Here is an 18,675-nt window from a genome sequence, read left to right on the forward strand (position 1 = left end):
CGACACCTGTCCGAACGGTTCGATGCCTGCATGAAAGCGTCGATGCCCGCACGAGCCGTCCGGAAGCGGCCTGAACGGTTCGTCGCCGAGCCAGAAACGCGCGTGTTGTCACGCGCGTTTCATTCAACGATCCCGTGCACAAAATACCGAATCGAAATGGCGCGGGAATGCTTTAAAGCGAGCTTTCATCCAGCTTCTGACGATTAGCGGAAACCCTTATCCGGCGGGGCTTGCAGCGATATTCGAGTGGTTATTCCAAAGCGCCGTATCGGTAGTGTTACCACTACCCCAAAAAAGTCCCACAAATTAATTTGATCACCTACACTTGCGCGCAAGTACGGGCGGGCAGTTGCTAAAAGCGGCTGTTTCTCCACGTGCTTGAGGCCAAGTGCATGAACGATGCAACCGGCGAATCGTCCAGTGAATGCAAACACAGGGATGGCAGCGGGGCACCGGGCGATGGCGTTTATTGGGACCGAAACTGGAGACTTACATGAATATCAAGATGCAAAAGCTGTTGCCGATCACCGCTGCGGCGATGCTGTGCGTTGCAGCTGCAAGCAACGCGGCCGCCGATCAAGTCGTCAAGATCGGCCACGTCGCGCCTTTGACGGGCGGTATTGCACACCTGGGCAAGGACAACGAAAACGGTGCACGTCTCGCAGTGGAGGAGATCAACGCGAAGGGTCTCTCGATCGGCGGCCAGAAGATCACGCTGCAACTGGATGCGCAGGATGACGCGGCCGACCCGCGCCAGGCCACGCAGGTTGCGCAGAAGCTCGTCGACGACAAGGTCGTCGCGGTGGTCGGCCACCTGAACTCGGGCACGTCGATCCCGGCCTCGAAGATCTACAGCGATGCGGGCATCGTGCAGATCTCGCCGTCGGCGACCAACCCGGCATACACGCAGCAAGGCTTCAAGACCACGTATCGCGTGGTGGCGACCGATGCGCAGCAGGGCCCGGCACTGGCGAACTACGCGCACTCGAAGGGCATCAAGAGCGTGGCGGTGGTCGACGATTCGACCGCGTACGGCCAGGGTCTCGCGAACGAGTTCGAGAAGAAGGCGAAAGCGCTCGGCCTGAAGGTGATGTCGCACGACGCGACCAACGACAAGGCGGTCGACTTCCGCGCGATTCTGACCAAGATCAAGGGCGAGAATCCGGACGCGATCATGTACGGCGGCATGGACGCCACCGGCGGCCCGTTCGCGAAACAGGCGAAGCAGCTCGGCCTGCGCGCGAAGATCTTCGCGGGCGACGGCGTGTGCACGGAGAAGCTGGCCGACCTGGCCGGCGATGCGACCGACAACATCGTGTGCTCGGAAGCAGGTGCGTCGCTCGAGAAGATGCCGGGCGGTGCCGCGTTCAAGGCGAAGTACGAGAAGCGTTTCGGCCAGCCGATCCAGATCTACGCACCGTTCACGTACGATGCCGTGTACATCATCGTCGATGCGATGAAGCGCGCGAACTCGACGGACCCGGCGAAGATCCTCGCGGCCATGCCGGCGACGAACTACACGGGCGTGATCGGCACGACGACCTTCGACTCGAAGGGCGACCTGCAGCACGGCGTGATTTCGCTGTACAACTACAAGAGCGGCAAGAAGACGCTGCTCGACGAAGTGAAGATGTAAGCTGAAAAGCGGTCGACAGAAGGGGTGAAAGCGCGCCTGCGGCAACGCAGGCGCGCTTTCTTTTGAGGGAGCCGCATCAGGCGCGGCGCGCCCGTCAGATCTTCAGATGCGCGAGCACCTTCGGCGCGACGCCCGCGACGAGCGCCGCGCACAGCGCGACCACCGACAGCCCGATGGTCAGGTTCGCGGCTTGCGCGACCGCGCCGATCACGACCGGACCGAACAGCAATCCGAAATACGCGAGCCCGGCCACGTGCGCGAGGCCTTCGGCCGCGTGGATTCCCTTCACGCGCGCGGCCGCGGCGAACAGCACGGGCATCATGTTCGCGAGGCCGAGGCCCATCAGCGTGAAACCCGTCAGTACCGCTATCGGGTTCGGCAGCAGCAGGGCGCCGACCATCCCCGCGCACGCGAGCGACGCGCTGACGAACACGAGCTGCGGTGCGCCGAAGCGCGCCCGCACGGCGTCGCCCGCGAAGCGCGCGATCGCCATGCCGCCGGAGAAGGCGGCATACGCGGCGCTCGCGAGCGCCGGGCTCGCCGCGACCACGTCGCGCATGTAGACCGTCGCCCAGTCGTACATCGCGCCTTCGGCGATCAGCGCGACGAGCGCGATGCCGCCGAGCATCCACAGTGCCGACGAGCGCCAGCGATTGCCGCCGCCATGCGCGTGTTCGTGATGCGGCACGTGCGGCAGCACGGCCGGGCTCGCGGCCAGCAGCACCGCCGCGCTGACGGCCGCCGCGAGCGCCAGGTGCACGGCCGGCGCCATGCCGGCCGACAGCAGCGCACCGCCGGCCGCCGCGCCCGACATCCCGCCGATGCTGAACATCCCGTGCAGCGACGACATGATCGGCTTGCCGAGCGCGATCTCGACCGCGCTCGCCTCGGCGTTCATCGCGACGTCCAGCGTGGCCATCGAGAAACCGAACAGCGCGAGCACGACGAGCAGCATCCAGTAGTCGGGCACGACGAGGATCAGCGCCGCGCACGCGGACAGCACGAGGCCGCCCGCGAGGCACGCGGTTTGCGAGCCGACGCGCGCGATCCAGCGCGCGATCGTCAGCATCGCGGCGATCGAGCCGCCCGCGACCGCGAACAGCGCGATCGACAGCAGCCCCGGGCTCAGCGCGAACTTGTCGCGCACGGTCGGCACGTGCACGCCCCAGGACGCGTACATCATGCCGGCGATGAAGAACAGCGCCATCGTCGCCGTGCGCGCGCGCTGGCGGACCGGCAGGGCCAGCACGCGATGCGCGTCGGGCGCGGCGGCGAAATCGGACGAGGATCGGGAGGAAGATTCGGACACGGGATGCTCTTCGATGGAAAATGCGCGGGCGCGTCGCGCCCGTCTGATTCGTCCGATTCTATCGAACCGCTTACCGTCTTGCCGGCGCACTGGCCGTCCGGCCGATCGGGCGCGACCGCACGCGGCATCGGCGCGGGCGCATTCGTTATCCATCCGGCCGATGCGTGGCAGGTCGCGCGCGCAGGTAACATCGATGCACATGCGTGGTGCCCGGCGCGTGGCACGCATTGCGCGCCCGTCCGCCGTCATCGCCGCGCCCGCCTTTCGACCGCAGGAGTCACCGTGAACATCGATCCCGCCCTTGCCCTGCACCTGCTGCACCGCTGCGCGCTGGGCACGCTCGCGACCCACGCGCGCGACCCGCAGGGTTTTCCGTATCCGACGGTCGTCCCGTTTGCGCCCGATGCAAGCCATCGGCCCGTGATTCTCGTGAGCCGTCTTGCCGAACATACGCGCAATCTCGCCGCCGACCCGCGCGCGGGCTTTCTCGTGGTCGACGCACCGGACGGCGACGTGCTCAATGCCGAGCGCGCGACGCTGCTCGGCCGTTTCGTGCCGCTCGGCGACGATCCGCATGTCGCCGCACGCTACGTGCGCTACGAACCGGACGCCGCGCGCTATCTCGCGCTCGGCGATTTCACGTTCTGGGCGCTGGACATCGAGCGGCTGCGCTATATCGGCGGCTTTGGCCGGATGGGCTGGGTGGACGGCGCGGGGCTCGACGCGCGGCCGCCGCTCGGGTTCGACGACGAAAGGGCGCTCTGGGGCGCCTACGATGCGAGCGATGCGCGCCGCGACGGGCTCGAACTGCTCGGCGTGGACCGCCACGGCGCCGACTGGCGCTGCGACGGCCGCCGCGTACGCACGCCATTCGATGTAACGCCGGCTGATTCGGACGCATTGCGCGATCGGCTGATTGCATGCGCGCGTGATGTGACGTGACGTCGCGCATGCCGGTTTGCACGTTTGGCAGGCCGCGAGCGGCGATTTTCGCAAACTTGTCGCCAGATGAAAGCTTCGATTTTGCGCATGCAGGGTAATTGCGTATGCTGACAGGCCTAATACGCGATCGGTAATGTCCTAATCTCTATGTAACCGCGAACAAATTTGAGAAAAGGCCGTGGCGGCCCAAAATGACGTGTGTGATTTACAATTGGTCTCGGGATTTTCATGAATCCCGCTTCTATCAAATCTTTTTTGTGCTAATCTCTGCCTTCGAAAATCCGAGGCACCAATATTCCATGAATGGTTAGCCGGCTGCAGACCGGTGCCATTGGTCATATAGAAAGGGAAACTATGTCTTCTTACAAGGACCTGCTGGCCCAGCGGGAGAAGCTGGAGAAGCAAATCGAAGAAGCCAAGTCGCGTGAATACGCTGAAGTGCTGAATGACGTGAAGCAAAAAATTGCCGACTACGGCTTTTCGCTCGCGGAACTCGGCCTGAGCCGCGCGAAGGCAGGTAAAGTCGGTCGTCCGCGCGCAGGCGTGGCGGCAAAATACCGCGATCCGGAAACGGGCGCGACGTGGTCGGGCCGCGGCAAGCCGCCGCGCTGGATCGCCGGCAAGGACCGCGAACAATTCTCGATTTAAGCAAACGTTTAAGTCGTTGTCTCAAAAGAGCCGCGTATCCGTGCAGGAGCGCGGCTTTTTTGTATGGTGGTATCGGAATGTATGCGTGGTGTCATGAAAATGTCAGAAACGCCGTGTGAATGGGAATGCAACCTGTTCGCATAACCGGTTGATTTAACTGGGGAATTTAGGGTTATCGGAATGCCCGGAGGGCTTCGTTTGATAGAATTCCGTACCCCAACCGATATCTCGTATTTCATGTCCACGTTTTCCGGTGACGCGCAAAGCGCCGATAAGCACGCGGTCGCGCGCAAGAGCACCCTCGTCAGTATTGTGCTGAATGTCGTGCTTGCGACGTTTCAGATCGTCGTGGGCGTGGTTGCGCATTCGCAGGCGTTGATTGCCGACGGCGTTCATTCGATTTCCGATTTGATCTCGGATTTTGTCGTGCTGGTTGCGAATCGTCATAGTGGCGCATCGCCGGACGCCGACCACAATTACGGGCACAGCCGTTACGAGACGGTCGCATCGTTGTTTCTCGGTGCGATCCTGATCGCGGTCGGTATCGGCATGCTCTGGCGTGCCGGCAATCGTCTCGTAAATCTCGAAAACATTCCGGCCGTGCATTTCTCCGCGCTGATTGTCGCGCTGACGGTGCTCGTGTCGAAAGAGGCGCTGTTCCGCTACATGCTGCGCGAGGCACGGCGCGTGCGTTCGGCGATGCTCGTCGCGAACGCCTGGCATGCGCGCTCGGATGCCGCATCGTCGCTCGTCGTGGCGATCGGCATCGTCGGCAGCCTGGCCGGGGTGCGGCTGCTCGATCCGATCGCGGCCGCGATCGTCGGCTTCATGGTCGCGCGCATGGGCTGGACGTTCGGCTATGACGCGTTGCAGGACCTGTCCGATCGCGCGCTCGACACGACCGACACGGACGAGATCCGTGCACTGCTCACGGCGACGCCCGGCGTGCGCGACGTGCACGACCTGCGCACGCGCAAGATGGGCGATGCCGCGCTCGTCGACGCGCATATCCTGGTCGATCCGATGATCTCGGTATCGGAAGGGCACTACATCGCGGAAACCGCGCGTGCGCGTGTGTTGCGCGATCCGCGCGTGCTGGATGCGCTGATTCACGTCGATCCGGAGAACGATGCGGCGCGTCGTCCGGCGCTCGCGCTGCCCCCGCGCGTCGAAATCACGGCGCGGCTCGACGAAGCGCTCGCGCAGCGCGGGCTGCGTGCGGACGCGATCGACCTGCACTACCTGAGCACGGGGCTGGAGATCGACGTGACGCTCGCCGCGGATGCGGGCGATACCGACGCGGCGCTGGCCGGCCGGATCGACGTCGATGCGCTGAAGCGCCAGTTCGGCGCGCGCCGGATCGGCTTCACGCGCGCGCTGCCTGCGCCGGCGTGACGCCGGCGCGCTCGCGAGCGCGCGCCGCGCGTTACAGCGGCAACTGCGTGTCGAACTTGATTTCGCGCAGCACGACGCTCGTGCGTACCTGCGATACCGCCGGGATCTTGAAGATCCGTTCGTGCAGGAAGACGTCGTAGGCCTTGATGTCGGGGGCGACGATCTTGAGGATGTAGTCGGCTTCGCCCGTCGTGCTGTAGCACTCGGTCACTTCCGGGCAGGTCGCGATCTCGCGCTCGAACTGCTCGACGCCGCCTTCGTTGTGGCGGGTCAGGTGCACGTGCGCGAGCGCGCACACGTGCAGGCCGAGCTTCTCGCGATCGAGCAGCGCGGTATAGCGCTGGATCACGCCGGATTGCTCCATGTCCTTGATGCGGCGCCAGCACGGCGTGCTCGACAGGCCGACCTGATCGGAAATTTCCTGAACGGAACGGCGCGCGTCGAGCTGCAACAGGCGAAGGATTTTTTGCGAAAAGGAATCGAGCGTCACCTGCGCCTCCATGCGGCAGCTACAACACGCTGAATGTTAGAGGGCCGGGAAAGGAAAGGCAATCTGACGGCGTGTCGATGAGCGAGATTCGCTAATTTGTGCGCGGATCCGTGGGATTTTGCCCCGCCCCCGCGTGTTCCGACCGGTCGGTGTCGGACACGGCGAGGCCCGCGAGCGCAGCCTGCTGACGGCGCAGGTCGGCGAGCATGTTGCAGAACAGCGCGCCTTGCTCGATGGCGTCGTCGAGCGCGACGTGCGTATGCGGGTGATCGTCGAACCAGTGCTTCGGAAAGCGCGGCTTGATGGCCTTGCGGTACGGCAGGCCCGTCATCGCGAACGCGAGCGTCTTGATGTCGAGCGCCGACCACGAGAACGGGCAGCGGCCCGCGAAGCGCATCATGTACCAGAACATGAACGTGAAATCGAAGCCGGCCGGCATCGCGACGAACACCGGCTTGCCGGGCAGCGCCTCGACCCACTCGACGTACGCGACGAGTGCGGCCTCGGGCGCCTGCAGGTCGCGCCGGCATGCGGCCCACGCGTCGGGTTCGGTCTTCCACCACGCTTCCTGTACCGGATGGGCGTGGGCGCCGGGCAGCGTCTCGAGGTTCGCCGAGAACGTCGCGATCAGTTGCTTGTCCTCGGTATAGGCGGCCGACGCGAAGCTCAGCATCGAGTGCGGGCCGGGAATCGGGCCGTCGGCCTCGACGTCGGTGCTGACGTAGATTTCGGGGATGGCGGTCTGGTTCATCCGTATGCCTTGTCGGACACGAACGGATTCGTGCGGCGCTCGTCGCCGAAGGTGGACACAGGGCCGTGGCCCGGCACGAACGTGACGTCGTCGCCGAGCGGCCACAGCTTTTCCTTGATCGAACGCACGAGGTCCGCGTGATTGCCGCGCGGGAAGTCGGTGCGGCCGATCGAGCCGGCGAACAATACGTCGCCGACGATCGCGACGCGATGCGCGCGGCTGAAGAACACGACGTGACCGGGCGTGTGGCCCGGGCAGTGATAGACCTCGAGCGTTTCGTCGCCGAACTGCACGGTGTCGCCGTCGTTCAGCCAGTGATCCGGCTCGAAGGTTTCGGCGGCCGGAAAGCCGAAGCGCTGGCTCTGCATCGGCAACTGCTCGATCCAGAAGCGTTCGTCTTCCTGCGGCCCCACGATCGGCACGCCGTAATGCGTGGCGAGCGCCTTCGCACCTGCGCAGTGATCGACGTGCCCGTGCGTGAGCAGCACTTTCTCGACCTGCACGTTCTGCCGCGCGATCTCGTGTTCGATCCGTTCGAGATCGCCGCCCGGATCGACGACGGCGGCGCGGCCGGTCTTTTCGCAGACGAGCAGCGAGCAGTTCTGCTGGAATGGCGTGACCGGGATGAGCGTGACTTTCATGAGGGCACCGGCGGCTAAAAGGAGCGATTGTACCGGTCGCGCGAGCCGCCTGCCGGCCCTGCCGAGGGGCGCTCGGCGCACGCCGTGCGGGCAATCCCGGAGCATCCGATTGTTACCGCCATAGTGAGAATCAATGGCTGGGGAGGGGCAGATTTCGAGATGGGGTTTTGATTTATGTATAATGCGCCCCATTGCGCGTGAATTTCACGCAATTCGCTGGTGTTTCGGCCCCGTTAAATGGGGTGTCGGATTCACCGTCAAGCATCGACCGCCGGGGAGTCCGGCGGTGTATCCAGCACCGAGCATTCGGTGCTCACGTCTTGTCCGGCCGGGTGCTGCGCGCCCGCCTGCGGCCTTGCTGCCGCGCCGCCGGATGAGGCCTGTGCCGCCGTTCCTGTGCGTTGGCTGTATGCGACGCGCGCGAACGTGAAAGCCATGTTCGATGGCGGCATGTGGGGTCTGGTCAGGCTGCCGGGGACAGGTTGCGCCAGACGTGAAAACTAATCAGGACGGTTGCGGCAGAGACGAAAGCCGCGCCCATGCTAGCCGCCTGCTCGCATCCGAGCGGGGCGTGCACGCATTTGCCGTCCGGGCCGCGTATCTGCGTTGTTGAGCAGCGTTGTATCGGTGCGGCCCGAACCAGAAGGCGACACGTCGATGAATTTTCGATTTCCGACTCGATTCGGGACCATTGCAATATTTTTTGCGTTGACGGGCTGTGCGGTGCCACCCAGCCAGACCACCGGCAACGCCAATCAGAAGGGCGCGGTCGACAAGACGGCCGCTGCCGCGAAAGCGGACAGTGACAAGCAGCAACTGAATTTCGATTCCGCGCTGGCGTCGATGCCGGCTGCCGACAGCAAGGACGCGAACAAGTCTTCGCTGGCGGATGCCGAGCCGATCGACGGCAAGGACGTATCCGATTTCCGCCAGACGGGCCGGGCTTCGTGGTATGGCCGCGATTTCCACGGCCGCCGCACCGCGAACGGCGAGCGCTTCAACATGAACGCGCTGACCGCCGCGCATCGCACGCTGCCGCTGTCTTCGTACATCAAGGTGACGAACGCGTCGACCGGCAAGTGGGTCGTCGTGAAGGTCAACGATCGCGGGCCGTTCAAGCGTGGCCGTGTGCTCGACCTGTCGTATGCGGCCGCCAAGATCATCGGTCTCGTGCATGCCGGCACGGGCCGCGTGAAGATCGAAGGGCTGTCGCCGCAGGAAGCGCGCGAGGCGCGCGACGAGATGTTCGCGTCGCTGTCGTCGAAGTAACGCGACGGTTTGTCCGTCCATGCAAAAAGGCTGCCTCGGGCAGCCTTTTTTCGCTTCAGCGGTTTGTGCCGCGCACGTCGCGCGTCAACCGTCCTTCAGCGTCAGCGCGCGTGCGTACAGTGTGTTGCGCGACGCGCCCGTCAGCGCCGCCGCGAGCTTCGCGGCGCTCTTCACCGGCACTTCTTCCAGCAGCAGCTTGAGCAGCGCGTCGTGCGCGGTGTCGTCGGCTTCGTCGCGATTGGCCGGCGCGCCTTCGACGACCAGCACGAACTCGCCGCGCTGCCGGTTCGCATCGCCGTCGAGCCAGGTCTGTCCTTCGGCCAGGGTGCCCTGGAACAACTGCTCGTGTAGCTTGGTGAGCTCGCGCGCGATCAGCAGCCGGCGCGCGGGGCCGAATGCGTCGGCCAGTGCGGCGACGGTTTCGGCGATCCGGTGCGGCGCTTCGTAGAACACCAGCGCATACGGATGCTGCACGAGCGCCTGCAGTGCGCTGGCGCGCTGCTTCGTCTTCGGCGGCAGGAAGCCCGCGAACGTGAACGTGCCGGCCCAGTCGCCCGCCACGCTCAGCGCGGTCACGGCCGCGCTCGCGCCCGGCAGCGGAACTACCGCGAAGCCCGCGGTGCGCACGGCGTCGACGAGCCGCGCGCCGGGGTCCGAAATGCCGGGCGTGCCGGCGTCCGACACGTACGCCACGCGTTCGCCTGCGCGCAGCAGCTCGATCACGCGCAGCGCGGCTTCGCGTTCGTTGTGCTCGTGCACGGCGACGAGCGGTTTCGAGATCCCGTAGCGGGCGAGCAACTGGCCCGTGTTGCGGGTGTCTTCGGCGGCGATGCGGTCGGCGAGGCCGAGCACGTGCAGCGCGCGCAGCGTGATGTCGGCGGTGTTGCCGATCGGCGTCGCGACCACGTAGAGCGCGGCGCTCGGGTAATGCTGCGTTTGCGCGAGTTCGAGGAGGGCAGTCATGGCAGGCAATGCGCGCAATCGCGGCGCAAGCGGAACAAGGACGGCATTGTGCCACGCGCAGCCGGCCGCGCCGGGCGGCGCGCGCGGTTTGCCGGCCGCCGGCGACAACTTTTCCGGCGCCGCTCGATCCAAACCCGTCGGCGCGGCGTTCGAGCAGCGTGCGCGGCAGTTCCTCGAGCGTCGCGGCCTCGCGTTCGTCGCGGCCAACGTGACGATGCGCGGCGGCGAGCTCGATCTCGTGATGCGAGCGCCCGACGGCGTGCTCGTGTTCGTCGAGGTGCGGGCGCGGCGCAGCACGCGGCATGGCGGTGCGGCCGCCAGCGTCGGCTGGCGCAAGCGGCGGCGTTTGATCGCGGCGGCGCTCGGTTTCTGGGCGCGGCACGGCGCGGACGCCGCGTGCCGCTTCGACGTCGTCGCGTTCGAGGCCGGCCGGCTCGAATGGCTGCGCGACGCATTTCGTACCGACGATGTGTAGTCGCGAGCTGTGACGAGATGTAAAGAGTTCTTGCCGTACCCCCGGAGAGTGTGCCGGAGTGCGGTAAACTCGCCGCACCCATGATGTCGCGCGCTGCGTGCCACGCGCCCAGTTCACCAGGAATCGATGTCAGTCGAACGTATTCAGCAACATTTCCGCGACAGTGCCGCGCTTCACGCCGAGGCGGCCGACGCGCTGTCGCTGCCGATCGCAGCCGCGGTCGATGCGATGTTCGCCGCGCTGGCGAACGGCAACAAGATCGTCGCGTGCGGCGACGGCCCGTCGGCCGCCGCTGCGCACTACCTCGCCGTGTCCCTCGTCGGCGGCTTCGAGCGCGAGCGCCCGGGCCTGCCGGCGATTGCGCTGGCCACCGATGCGTCGCAGGGCGGGCTTACCGGTGCGAGCGCTGCCGATCAGCTGTTCGCGCAGCAGGTGCGCGTGCTCGGGCAGACCGGCGACATCCTGCTGGTGCTCGACGCGGGCGGCGCGTCGCCGCGCGTGCTGGCCGCGATCGACGAGGCGCACGAGCGCGAGATGACCGTCGTCGCGCTGACCGGCGGCAACGGCCATGCAGTCGCCGCCGCGCTGTCCGACACCGATATCCCGATCAGCGCGCCCGCGTCTCGCGCGGCGCGCGTCCACGAAGTCCATCTGCTGACCATCCACTGCCTGTGCGACGGCATCGACGCGATGCTGCTGGGTGAGGATTGAACGAAGGAGAGCCGTCGATGAATCAAAGCCGCGTCAAAGGGACGCTCGTCAGAACCACGTTGCTCGTCGCGCTGACGGCGGGCCTTGCCGTGTCGCTGCAGGGCTGCGTGCTCGGCGTGCTGGGTGCCGCGGCAGGCGGCGGCGCGCTGATCGCGACCGACCGCCGTACGCTCGGCGCGCAGACGGAGGATCGCGAGATCCAGGTCAAGTCGCTCACGCAGATCAACAACGGGCTGCCGGATCAGTCGCACGTGAACGTGACGGTGTTCAACCGCCGCGTGCTGCTGACGGGTGAAGTGCCGAACGATGCGTCGAAGCAGCGTGCCGAAGAGATCGTGCGCGGCATCAACAACGTGAACGGGATCGTCAACGAGCTGTCGGTCGAGCCGGCGTCGTCGCTGTCGTCGCGCGCGAACGACTCGTATCTCGAAGGGCGCGTGAAGTCCGAGCTGATCGCGACGAAGGGGCTGTCGGCGAACTACTACAAGGTCGTCAGCGAGCGCGGCAATATCTACCTGATGGGCCTCGTGACGGTCGACGAAGGCAATCGCGGCGCCGATGCGGCGAGCCAGGTGCCGGGCGTCGAGAAGGTCGTGAAGGTGTTCCAGTACATCCAGCCGCAGGACGCGCAGGCGTTGCAGGCTGCGTCGCCGAGCGATGCGTCCGGCGCGCAGGCCGCCGTCCCCGCGGATTCCGCGACGGTCGGTGCGGTGCCCGATGCGTCGGTCCAGTCCACCCCGCTGCAACCGCCCGCGCCGATCTCGAATTCGTCGAGCGTGCACCCGGGCAACCCGAAGGCGACGCCGCAATGAAGCTGATGCAGATCAAACACTGGATGGTGCAGGGCGCCGCGGCTGGGGCGTTCGCGGCCGGTGTGCTCGGCACCGCGCATGCCGATGTCGCCGATGGCCTGAGGGTCGCGCGCGGCAATGCCTGCATGGGCTGCCACGCAGTGGACCGCAAGCTCGTCGGCCCGTCGTTCAAGGACATCGCCGCACGCTACAAGTCCGATCCGCAGGCTGTCGCGAAGCTGTCGAAGAAAGTGAAGGACGGCGGCTCGGGGGTGTGGGGTGCGATTCCGATGCCGGCGCACCCGCGCATGAGCGATGCGGATCTGCGTTCCGTGGTCGAATGGGTGCTGGCGGGCGCGCCGTCGAAGTGACGCATTTGGGTAGCGAACCCCTATTGCCAAGCGCAGAAATGCATGTGTATGATGGTTGTCTGTTGGGGCGGTAGCTCAGCTGGGAGAGCGTCGCGTTCGCAATGCGAAGGTCGGGAGTTCGATCCTCCTCCGCTCCACCAAGAATTCCAGTAAAAACAACGCACTACGTCTCGCGATGTAGTGCGTTGTTTTGCATTTGGAAGCAGGATTTGCCGCGCGCTGAAGACTGACAGCATGGCCGAAGCCCGGTCGTAACGGTTGGACACAAACTGACCGGCGCGTCCATTACAGGTTCGTCGTGCCTCTTCCCGCGCAACGGCGCTGCAACTTCTTGCTCGATCCATGCCGCACTCATATCTGACGGGCCTCGGCTGCAAGCGCGTTGCACCGGTACGGCAACCTGCACGACCTGTTTTATTCGTTGATAGAAATCGTACGCCGCACCTGGATTCTCGTGCCCGATGCTGCTCATACCGCCGTCCGTCACAAATTGACTGGACGCTATTCCGTGTTGCTCAATTAATCAGACAATAATTTGAGAGCATCGCGGCATGGCGTCGGTGATGATCGATATGGGGTTCGGGAAGCGCGCGACGCTGTCTGGCGGCCGCGGGTCGCGACAGTCGCTTGAACAGCGCGCCGCTGTCTCGGAACTGATGCTGCATTGGCCGAGGTATGCCGGGTTGATGACCGGGGCCATTGGCTATCTTCGAGAATTGGGGCTCGCTGGAACATCGGCGGGTGATCCGGTGGCCGCGCTCAGGTCTGCCATCGAGGACGGGAGGGTGTCCGTATCTATCGACCGCCCCGTGGCCCGTGGCGGCGTTGCTGGGCGCGCGCCCTCTACACCGCCTTTCCCAAGAGCAAGTAGGCTCGCCAGCGTGCCGGGAGTGGCCGCGCTGCCCGTAGACAAACCTCTCCCCGGTTGGGCAGTGCCCAACGACGTGTCGGCGGATGAACTGATTGGCTATTTGCAGAGCGTGGTTGCAGGGACTGCTGGAGCGGCCCCTCAATTGGCGAACTCGCTTGACCCAGGTACTCCAGGTACTCCGTTAGGCAGTGCGGACGTGTTTGACTATGCGGATGGCCCTTTGAGTGGTGACGTAGAACAGTTAGCAGCATCCACTACCAACCCGAACTATGCGGCCAAAATGCTAGGGTACGCTCGGGATATCTTTGGCGGGATGGTCCATTCGATGAAGGACGACCTTGGCCTTGGCGGTGCTGACAATGTCACTTGGCACGACAATGGCAACGTTGAATTTCAAGGCGAAGTCATCGGCAACATGCACGATTACAAATGAGGTTGAGATTGGGTTCACATCAACTCGCAAACGCGTCATTCACAATCTCAGGTGATAACGTCGCTCCGGAGTTCTGGACTGGCTATTTCGGCGTTACGCCTGATATAGCCGTCACGAAGGGGCAGCATTTTGTCACGCCGACCGGCCGAACCAGCAGCTGTCCGGGCCGAACCGGCGTATGGGGGATACGCAGCAGCGAGTCTGTCCAGGGCGATCAATTGGAACCGCATCTACGTTATCTCATCAGGCATCTGGGCCTGCCCCGCCAAGACCTACGCGAACTTATCGAGGGCGCGGGCGCGCGGGTCCGTTTCTTCTGCTACTGGGCGAACTACAGCGGCGACCGTGTACCGGATGTGCCGGACGACGTGCGATCCCTCATGGAGTCGCTTGGGGGCGTGGTAGATATCGATGAATACCGATAACGTCGGTTGGCGCAAGGGGCACTCAGCGCAAGCCCGCTTGACGGTCGCCGCGCTCACGCCGAAATGTTCCGCCGTCTGTGCGATGGTCGCCCTCCCAGCCGCCAGCCCTTAATCTCGGCGTAGTCGGCCGCGCGTTGGCGGCCGACGTATTTTCCCCTCTACCCTGGCGATGGCGACGCCTCGGCACTGCATTTCAGCGCGGCTTTCGTAATCGGCTTCACCCTGCGTTGCCTGAATGCCGGTACGGCATCGCGCGTAGTTTTCTCAATCGGGGCTGCGCGAAATGATGGCGTCTCTCGGCGGGACAGTAGAGATTGACGAGTACAGATAACCCCGAAGCGCTCCGCCACATCGCGGCCTAGCTCAGCAGGCCCTGAATCGTCTGGAATGTCGGCACCGACAACGCCGCGAACGCTGCCGCGACAATCGCGAGCAGCGCGAGCTTTTTCCGCAGCAGCACGCAGATGCCGATACCTGCCGCATAGAACGCGCAACTGAGCAGGATCGTCAGCCACATCCATCCATAACCGGCGCCGCCTTCGAAGTGCGACGTGTTCGCCGTCAGCCTCAGCGCGACATAGCCTGCGACTGTCGTGCTGGCCGGCAGGCACAGGATCGAGCAAGGCACGATGACGAGGAGCAGGCGCAGGGTCGGGTCGAGTGGCTTCATCGCGAGGCGGTTCCTTCTTGCTGGGCGGCCGCGTCGATCCGTTCGCGATGCCGGCGCGGCGACGGATCGGGCAGCCGGCAGGATGCAATCGGTTGCACGGTTTGGCAATCGTGGATCGCATTGCCTGCCGCCCCGCCATCACCCCCGCCCGAAACTCGGCCGCTTCGGATCGTACGTCCACCCCGGTACCAGATAACGCATCGCGACCGCATCGTCGCGCGCGGTACCGCCCACTTCCCGGTACAACGCATGCGCGGCCTCGACCTGCGCCATGTCGAGCTCGATCCCGAGCCCCGGCCGCTCCGGCACGGCCACCTGGCCGCCGACGATCTCCAGCGGCTCGCGCGTGAGCCGCGCATCGCCTTCCTGCCAGATCCAGTGCGTATCGATCGCGGTGATCGTGCCGGGCGCCGCCGCGGCCGCATGCGTGAACATCGCGAGCGACACGTCGAAGTGGTTGTTCGAATGCGAGCCCCACGTGAGCCCCCAGTCGCGGCACAGTTGCGCGAGCCGCACCGAGCCCTGCATCGTCCAGAAGTGCGGATCGGCGAGCGGGATGTCCACCGCCTGCAGCCGTACCGCATGATCCATCTGCCGCCAGTCGGTCGCGATCATGTTGGTCGCGGTCGGGATGCCGGTCGCGCGGCGGAATTCGGCCATCACTTCGCGGCCGGAATAACCGCCTTCCGGCCCGCATGGATCTTCGGCATACGCGAGCAGGTGGCCTTGCCCGCGGCACAGCGCGACCGCTTCGTCGAGCGACCATGCGCCGTTAGGATCGAGCGTCGCGCGCGCATCGGGAAAGCGCGCCTTGATCGCGGCGATCGCTTCCATCTCGTCCGCGCCGGCCATCACGCCGCCCTTCAGCTTGAAATCGGCGAAGCCGTAGCGCTCGACCGCAGCCTCGGCCTGCTGCGCGATCGCGGCCGGCGTGAGCGCCGCTTCGTTGCGCAGCCGGAACCACGGGTCTGCCGCGTGCGTCTCGTCGCGATACGGCAGGTCGGTGCGGCGCCGCTCGCCGATATAGAACAGGTACGCGAGCATCGGCACCGCGTCGCGCTGCTGGCCTTCGCCGAGCAGTGCCGCGACAGGCACGTCGAGATGCTGGCCCAGCAGGTCGAGCAGCGCGGCCTCGATCGCGGTGATCACGTTGTCGAGCCGCAGGTTGATCTCGTGCGGCTGGCGCAGCACGGCCGCCTCGCCGGCCGACGTCACCTCGTGCTGGATGGTGCGGCCGGCGCCTGCACCGGCGCCGGACAGCGCCGCGCGCACCGCGTTGAGCGTCGCCTGGTAGCGCCCGATCGACTGGCCGACGACGAGGTCGGTCATCCGTTCGAGCGCGTGGCGGATACCTTCGCCGCCAGGCACTTCGCCGACGCCCGTATGCCCGCTGCTGTCGTCGAGGATCACGAGGTTGCGCGTGAAATACGGTGCGTGCGCACCACACAGGTTCAGCAGCATGCTGTCGCGGCCGGCGACGGGGATCACCTGCATGCGCGTGACGCGCGGCGTGCCGGCACGGCGGGATTCGGACATCGGTTCGCTCCTGGTTCCGTAATGCGCGGGCCCGCCGGACGCACCGGCGCGGCCCGCGCCGTTCATGTCAGCTCGACGCGGCGGATCTCGCCGACGACGAACAGGTAGCAGATCACGGCGACGAGCGCGTGCGCGACGACGTAGACGAGCGCGCCGTTGAACGAGCCGCTGCGGTCGACGATATAGCCGATCGCGATCGGCGTCGTGATGCTGGAAAGGTTGCCGCACGTGTTGAGCAGCGCACCGCTCAGGCCCGCGATCTGACGCGGCGCGGTATCGGCGTTGACGGCCCAGCCGAGCGCGCCGAGCCCCTTGCCGAAGAACGACAGCGCCATGAACAGCACGACGAGCACGTGCGAGTCGGTGTAGTTGCAGACGATCATCGACATCGACAGCAGCATGCCGATCACGATCGGCACCTTGCGGGCGACCGACAGCGACCGGCCCTGCTTGAGCAGCGCGTCGGACACGACGCCGCCGAGTATCCCGCCGAGGAACCCGCATACGGCCGGGATCGACGCGACGAGCCCCGCGTTGAGGATCGACATCCCGCGCGCCTGCACGAGATAGACGGGAAACCACGTGATGAAGAAATAGGTAAGTGCGTTGATGCAGTACTGTGCGACGTACACGCCGACCAGCATCCGGTTTCTCAGCAGCGCCTTCACGTGATGCAGCGACGGGCCGCCGTCGCGCGCGCCGGTCGCCTGGTCGATGTTGACGAGCGCGCCGCCTTCGGTGAGGTAGTCGAGCTCCGCGCGGTTGATGCGCGGGTGCACCTTCGGGTCGTACATCGTGCGGTTCCACACGAGCACGAACGCGAAGCCGAGCACGCCCATCACCGCGAACACCGATTGCCAGCCGAACGCATGCACGAGCCAGCCCATCAGCGGCGCGAACACGACGGTCGCCGCGTACTGCGCGGCATTGAAGATCGCCGACGCGGTGCCGCGCTCGGGCGCCGGGAACCAGGTGGACACGATTCGGCTGTTGGCGGGGAACGACGGCGCCTCGGCCGCGCCGACCAGGAAGCGCAGCCCGAACAGCAGCGCGAACGCGGCGGCGCCGCCGAAGAAGCCGATCGTTCCCTGCAACAGCGTGAACAGCGACCAGAAGAAGATGCTGCATGCATAGACGATGCGCGACCCGAAGCGGTCGAGCAGCCAGCCGCCCGGCAGTTGCGCGACCACGTACGACCAGCCGAACGCCGAGAAGATGAAGCCGATCTGCACATGGTTCAGGTGCAGCGAACGGGCGAGGGCGGGCCCCGCGATCGCGATCGCCGCGCGATCCGCGTAGTTGATGGTCGTGACTGCGAACAGCACGGCCAGCACGAGCCAGCGCACGCGGGTGCGCCGGGCCGTTGCCGACGCGGACGCCGGCAGCGCTTGAAGCGGATTCATGACTGTCTCCTCCGAAGGGCGGAAGGTGCCGTCGTGCGGCAGGCGCGTCGGGTGCGCGCGTTTTTCGCGGGGGCGCTGCCGGCCGGAATCCGGACGCCGGACTGGCGGGCAGCGCGTCCGGATCATTCTGTCATGGCGATATTTGCGTTTTCATGCCAATTAATGACTTGATCGATTCAACATTTGAATCGATTGGTCGTGGCAGTGAACAAAAAATTTTACCCGGGTGATATTGACATCCAATTTATACCCGGATAAAAATATAGTCATTCCGATTCCTGCCAACGGGCAACCACGATGACCACTTCCACGCTGCTTCCTTCCTGCACGGCTTTCGACGGCCATCGGCGCATTGCGTCCGGCCCGCCCGCGACGGTGGCGCTCGCGGTCCGGCAGGCGGCCGGCGAGGCGATGTCCGGCGCGATCGTGATTTTCGACGACGCGACCGGCCGCTCGATCGACCTCGACCTGCGCGGGTCGGACGACGCAGTACGGGCGCGCTACGCGCCGCCGCCGGCCGATGCGTCTGCCGACGCCAATCCCTCTGCGTCGACCGGCGAGCCGGCCGGCGCGGGCGAACAGCGGGGTCGCGGCCGTCCGAAGCTGGGCGTCGTGTCGCGCGAAGTCACGTTGCTGCCGCGTCACTGGGACTGGCTCGCCGCGCAGCCAGGCGGCGCGTCGGTCGCGCTGCGCAAGCTCGTCGAGGATGCGCGGCGCACGCATGCGGCGGCCGACCGGCGCCGCGACGCGCAGGCGCGCGCGTACCACTTCATGTCGGCGATCGCGGGCGACTTGCCCGGTTTCGAGGAAGCCGCGCGTGCGCTGTACGCGAACGACCTCGCGCGGATGGCCGAGCTGATCGCCGGCTGGCCGGACGACGTGCGAGACCATGCGCTCGCCCTGGCGCGCGGCGATCTGCCGCCGTCGACCGAAGGCTGCTGACGG

At 65.8% G+C, this 18,675-nt stretch carries 19 protein-coding genes, 1 tRNA gene and 1 pseudogene; 12 read left to right on the top strand and 9 right to left on the bottom strand.

Annotated elements, in window-relative coordinates:
* Nucleotides 1–493 precede the first annotated feature (493 nt).
* Nucleotides 494–1,636, top strand: coding sequence for a branched-chain amino acid ABC transporter substrate-binding protein (locus BME24068_RS30250; RefSeq protein WP_096508182.1), 1,143 nt, complete (start codon nucleotides 494–496; stop codon nucleotides 1,634–1,636).
* Between the two features lie 94 nt (nucleotides 1,637–1,730).
* Here BME24068_RS30250 and BME24068_RS30255 read toward each other — a convergent pair whose 3' ends face one another.
* Nucleotides 1,731–2,945 (bottom strand): MFS transporter, encoded by a 1,215-nt coding sequence (locus BME24068_RS30255; protein WP_096508183.1) that lies wholly within the window; start codon nucleotides 2,943–2,945, stop codon nucleotides 1,731–1,733.
* A gap of 282 nt (nucleotides 2,946–3,227) precedes the next feature.
* On the opposite strand from BME24068_RS30255, the gene BME24068_RS30260 reads away from it, so the two are divergent.
* From BME24068_RS30260 to BME24068_RS30270, 3 genes are all read left to right on the top strand, one after another.
* Complete coding sequence (locus BME24068_RS30260) at nucleotides 3,228–3,887, top strand: HugZ family pyridoxamine 5'-phosphate oxidase (RefSeq protein WP_174928245.1); 660 nt, start codon at nucleotides 3,228–3,230, stop codon at nucleotides 3,885–3,887.
* 354 nt (nucleotides 3,888–4,241) lie between these two features.
* Nucleotides 4,242–4,535 (top strand): H-NS histone family protein, encoded by a 294-nt coding sequence (locus tag BME24068_RS30265; RefSeq protein WP_096508184.1) that lies wholly within the window; start codon nucleotides 4,242–4,244, stop codon nucleotides 4,533–4,535.
* A 237-nt stretch (nucleotides 4,536–4,772) separates the two neighbouring features.
* The gene (locus BME24068_RS30270) at nucleotides 4,773–5,930 is read left to right on the top strand and encodes a cation diffusion facilitator family transporter (protein ID WP_174928246.1); all 1,158 of its coding nucleotides are present in this window, start codon (nucleotides 4,773–4,775) and stop codon (nucleotides 5,928–5,930) included.
* Between the two features lie 31 nt (nucleotides 5,931–5,961).
* Here BME24068_RS30270 and BME24068_RS30275 read toward each other — a convergent pair whose 3' ends face one another.
* The 3 genes from BME24068_RS30275 to BME24068_RS30285 form a co-directional block, all read right to left on the bottom strand.
* Nucleotides 5,962–6,432 carry an Lrp/AsnC family transcriptional regulator gene (locus BME24068_RS30275; RefSeq protein WP_006477376.1) on the bottom strand — a complete coding sequence of 157 codons (471 nt, stop codon included), beginning with the start codon at nucleotides 6,430–6,432 and terminating at the stop codon, nucleotides 5,962–5,964.
* A 79-nt stretch (nucleotides 6,433–6,511) separates the two neighbouring features.
* Nucleotides 6,512–7,171 (bottom strand): 3'-5' exonuclease family protein, encoded by a 660-nt coding sequence (locus BME24068_RS30280; protein WP_174928247.1) that lies wholly within the window; start codon nucleotides 7,169–7,171, stop codon nucleotides 6,512–6,514.
* A complete protein-coding gene (locus tag BME24068_RS30285; protein ID WP_174928248.1) occupies nucleotides 7,168–7,812 on the bottom strand; it encodes an MBL fold metallo-hydrolase in 645 nt (214 codons plus the stop codon). Before BME24068_RS30285 ends, BME24068_RS30280 begins: the two co-directional genes overlap by 4 nt.
* A gap of 657 nt (nucleotides 7,813–8,469) precedes the next feature.
* Here BME24068_RS30285 and BME24068_RS30290 point away from each other — a divergent pair.
* Nucleotides 8,470–9,081: a septal ring lytic transglycosylase RlpA family protein gene (locus BME24068_RS30290; protein ID WP_096508188.1), complete on the top strand. Its 612-nt coding sequence runs from the start codon at nucleotides 8,470–8,472 to the stop codon at nucleotides 9,079–9,081.
* Nucleotides 9,082–9,165: 84 nt separating this feature from the next.
* Here the strand turns inward: BME24068_RS30290 and rsmI are convergent, their stop codons facing one another.
* The gene (gene rsmI, locus BME24068_RS30295; RefSeq protein WP_174928249.1) at nucleotides 9,166–10,044 is read right to left on the bottom strand and encodes a 16S rRNA (cytidine(1402)-2'-O)-methyltransferase; all 879 of its coding nucleotides are present in this window, start codon (nucleotides 10,042–10,044) and stop codon (nucleotides 9,166–9,168) included.
* Between the two features lie 46 nt (nucleotides 10,045–10,090).
* Here rsmI and BME24068_RS30300 point away from each other — a divergent pair, with 46 nt between their 5' ends.
* The 6 genes from BME24068_RS30300 to BME24068_RS30325 all read left to right on the top strand — a co-directional run bounded on the left by BME24068_RS30300 (nucleotide 10,091) and on the right by BME24068_RS30325 (nucleotide 13,696).
* Nucleotides 10,091–10,519: a YraN family protein gene (locus tag BME24068_RS30300; RefSeq protein ID WP_174928274.1), complete on the top strand. Its 429-nt coding sequence runs from the start codon at nucleotides 10,091–10,093 to the stop codon at nucleotides 10,517–10,519.
* 126 nt (nucleotides 10,520–10,645) lie between these two features.
* A complete protein-coding gene (locus BME24068_RS30305) occupies nucleotides 10,646–11,230 on the top strand; it encodes an SIS domain-containing protein (RefSeq protein ID WP_174928250.1) in 585 nt (194 codons plus the stop codon).
* 17 nt (nucleotides 11,231–11,247) lie between these two features.
* Nucleotides 11,248–12,042, top strand: coding sequence for a BON domain-containing protein (locus BME24068_RS30310; protein WP_174928251.1), 795 nt, complete (start codon nucleotides 11,248–11,250; stop codon nucleotides 12,040–12,042).
* Nucleotides 12,039–12,392 carry a c-type cytochrome gene (locus BME24068_RS30315; protein WP_174928252.1) on the top strand — a complete coding sequence of 118 codons (354 nt, stop codon included), beginning with the start codon at nucleotides 12,039–12,041 and terminating at the stop codon, nucleotides 12,390–12,392. The genes BME24068_RS30310 and BME24068_RS30315 overlap by 4 nt, the downstream gene beginning before the upstream one ends.
* Before the next feature lie 64 nt (nucleotides 12,393–12,456).
* Nucleotides 12,457–12,532 (top strand) — tRNA-Ala (locus BME24068_RS30320).
* 411 nt (nucleotides 12,533–12,943) lie between these two features.
* A complete protein-coding gene (locus BME24068_RS30325) occupies nucleotides 12,944–13,696 on the top strand; it encodes a hypothetical protein (protein WP_096508194.1) in 753 nt (250 codons plus the stop codon).
* 446 nt (nucleotides 13,697–14,142) lie between these two features.
* On the opposite strand, the pseudogene BME24068_RS35160 reads toward BME24068_RS30325, so the two are convergent.
* The 4 genes and pseudogenes from BME24068_RS35160 to BME24068_RS30345 all read right to left on the bottom strand — a co-directional run.
* Nucleotides 14,143–14,393, bottom strand: a pseudogene (locus BME24068_RS35160) (recombinase family protein); the annotation flags it as partial.
* 86 nt (nucleotides 14,394–14,479) lie between these two features.
* The gene (locus BME24068_RS30335) at nucleotides 14,480–14,791 is read right to left on the bottom strand and encodes a hypothetical protein (protein ID WP_096508196.1); all 312 of its coding nucleotides are present in this window, start codon (nucleotides 14,789–14,791) and stop codon (nucleotides 14,480–14,482) included.
* A gap of 138 nt (nucleotides 14,792–14,929) precedes the next feature.
* Nucleotides 14,930–16,327, bottom strand: a complete 1,398-nt coding sequence (locus tag BME24068_RS30340; protein WP_174928253.1) for an enolase C-terminal domain-like protein — start codon at nucleotides 16,325–16,327, stop codon at nucleotides 14,930–14,932.
* Nucleotides 16,328–16,389: 62 nt separating this feature from the next.
* On the bottom strand, nucleotides 16,390–17,730 hold the full coding sequence (locus tag BME24068_RS30345) for an MFS transporter (protein ID WP_174928254.1): 1,341 nt from the start codon (nucleotides 17,728–17,730) through the stop codon (nucleotides 16,390–16,392).
* Between the two features lie 297 nt (nucleotides 17,731–18,027).
* On the opposite strand from BME24068_RS30345, the gene BME24068_RS30350 reads away from it, so the two are divergent.
* Entirely contained in the window at nucleotides 18,028–18,672 is a 645-nt protein-coding gene (locus BME24068_RS30350) for a DUF2239 family protein (RefSeq protein WP_174928255.1), read from the top strand.
* Nucleotides 18,673–18,675 lie beyond the last annotated feature (3 nt).

The organism is Burkholderia anthina (assembly GCF_902498995.1).
Lineage (GTDB): Bacteria > Pseudomonadota > Gammaproteobacteria > Burkholderiales > Burkholderiaceae > Burkholderia > Burkholderia anthina.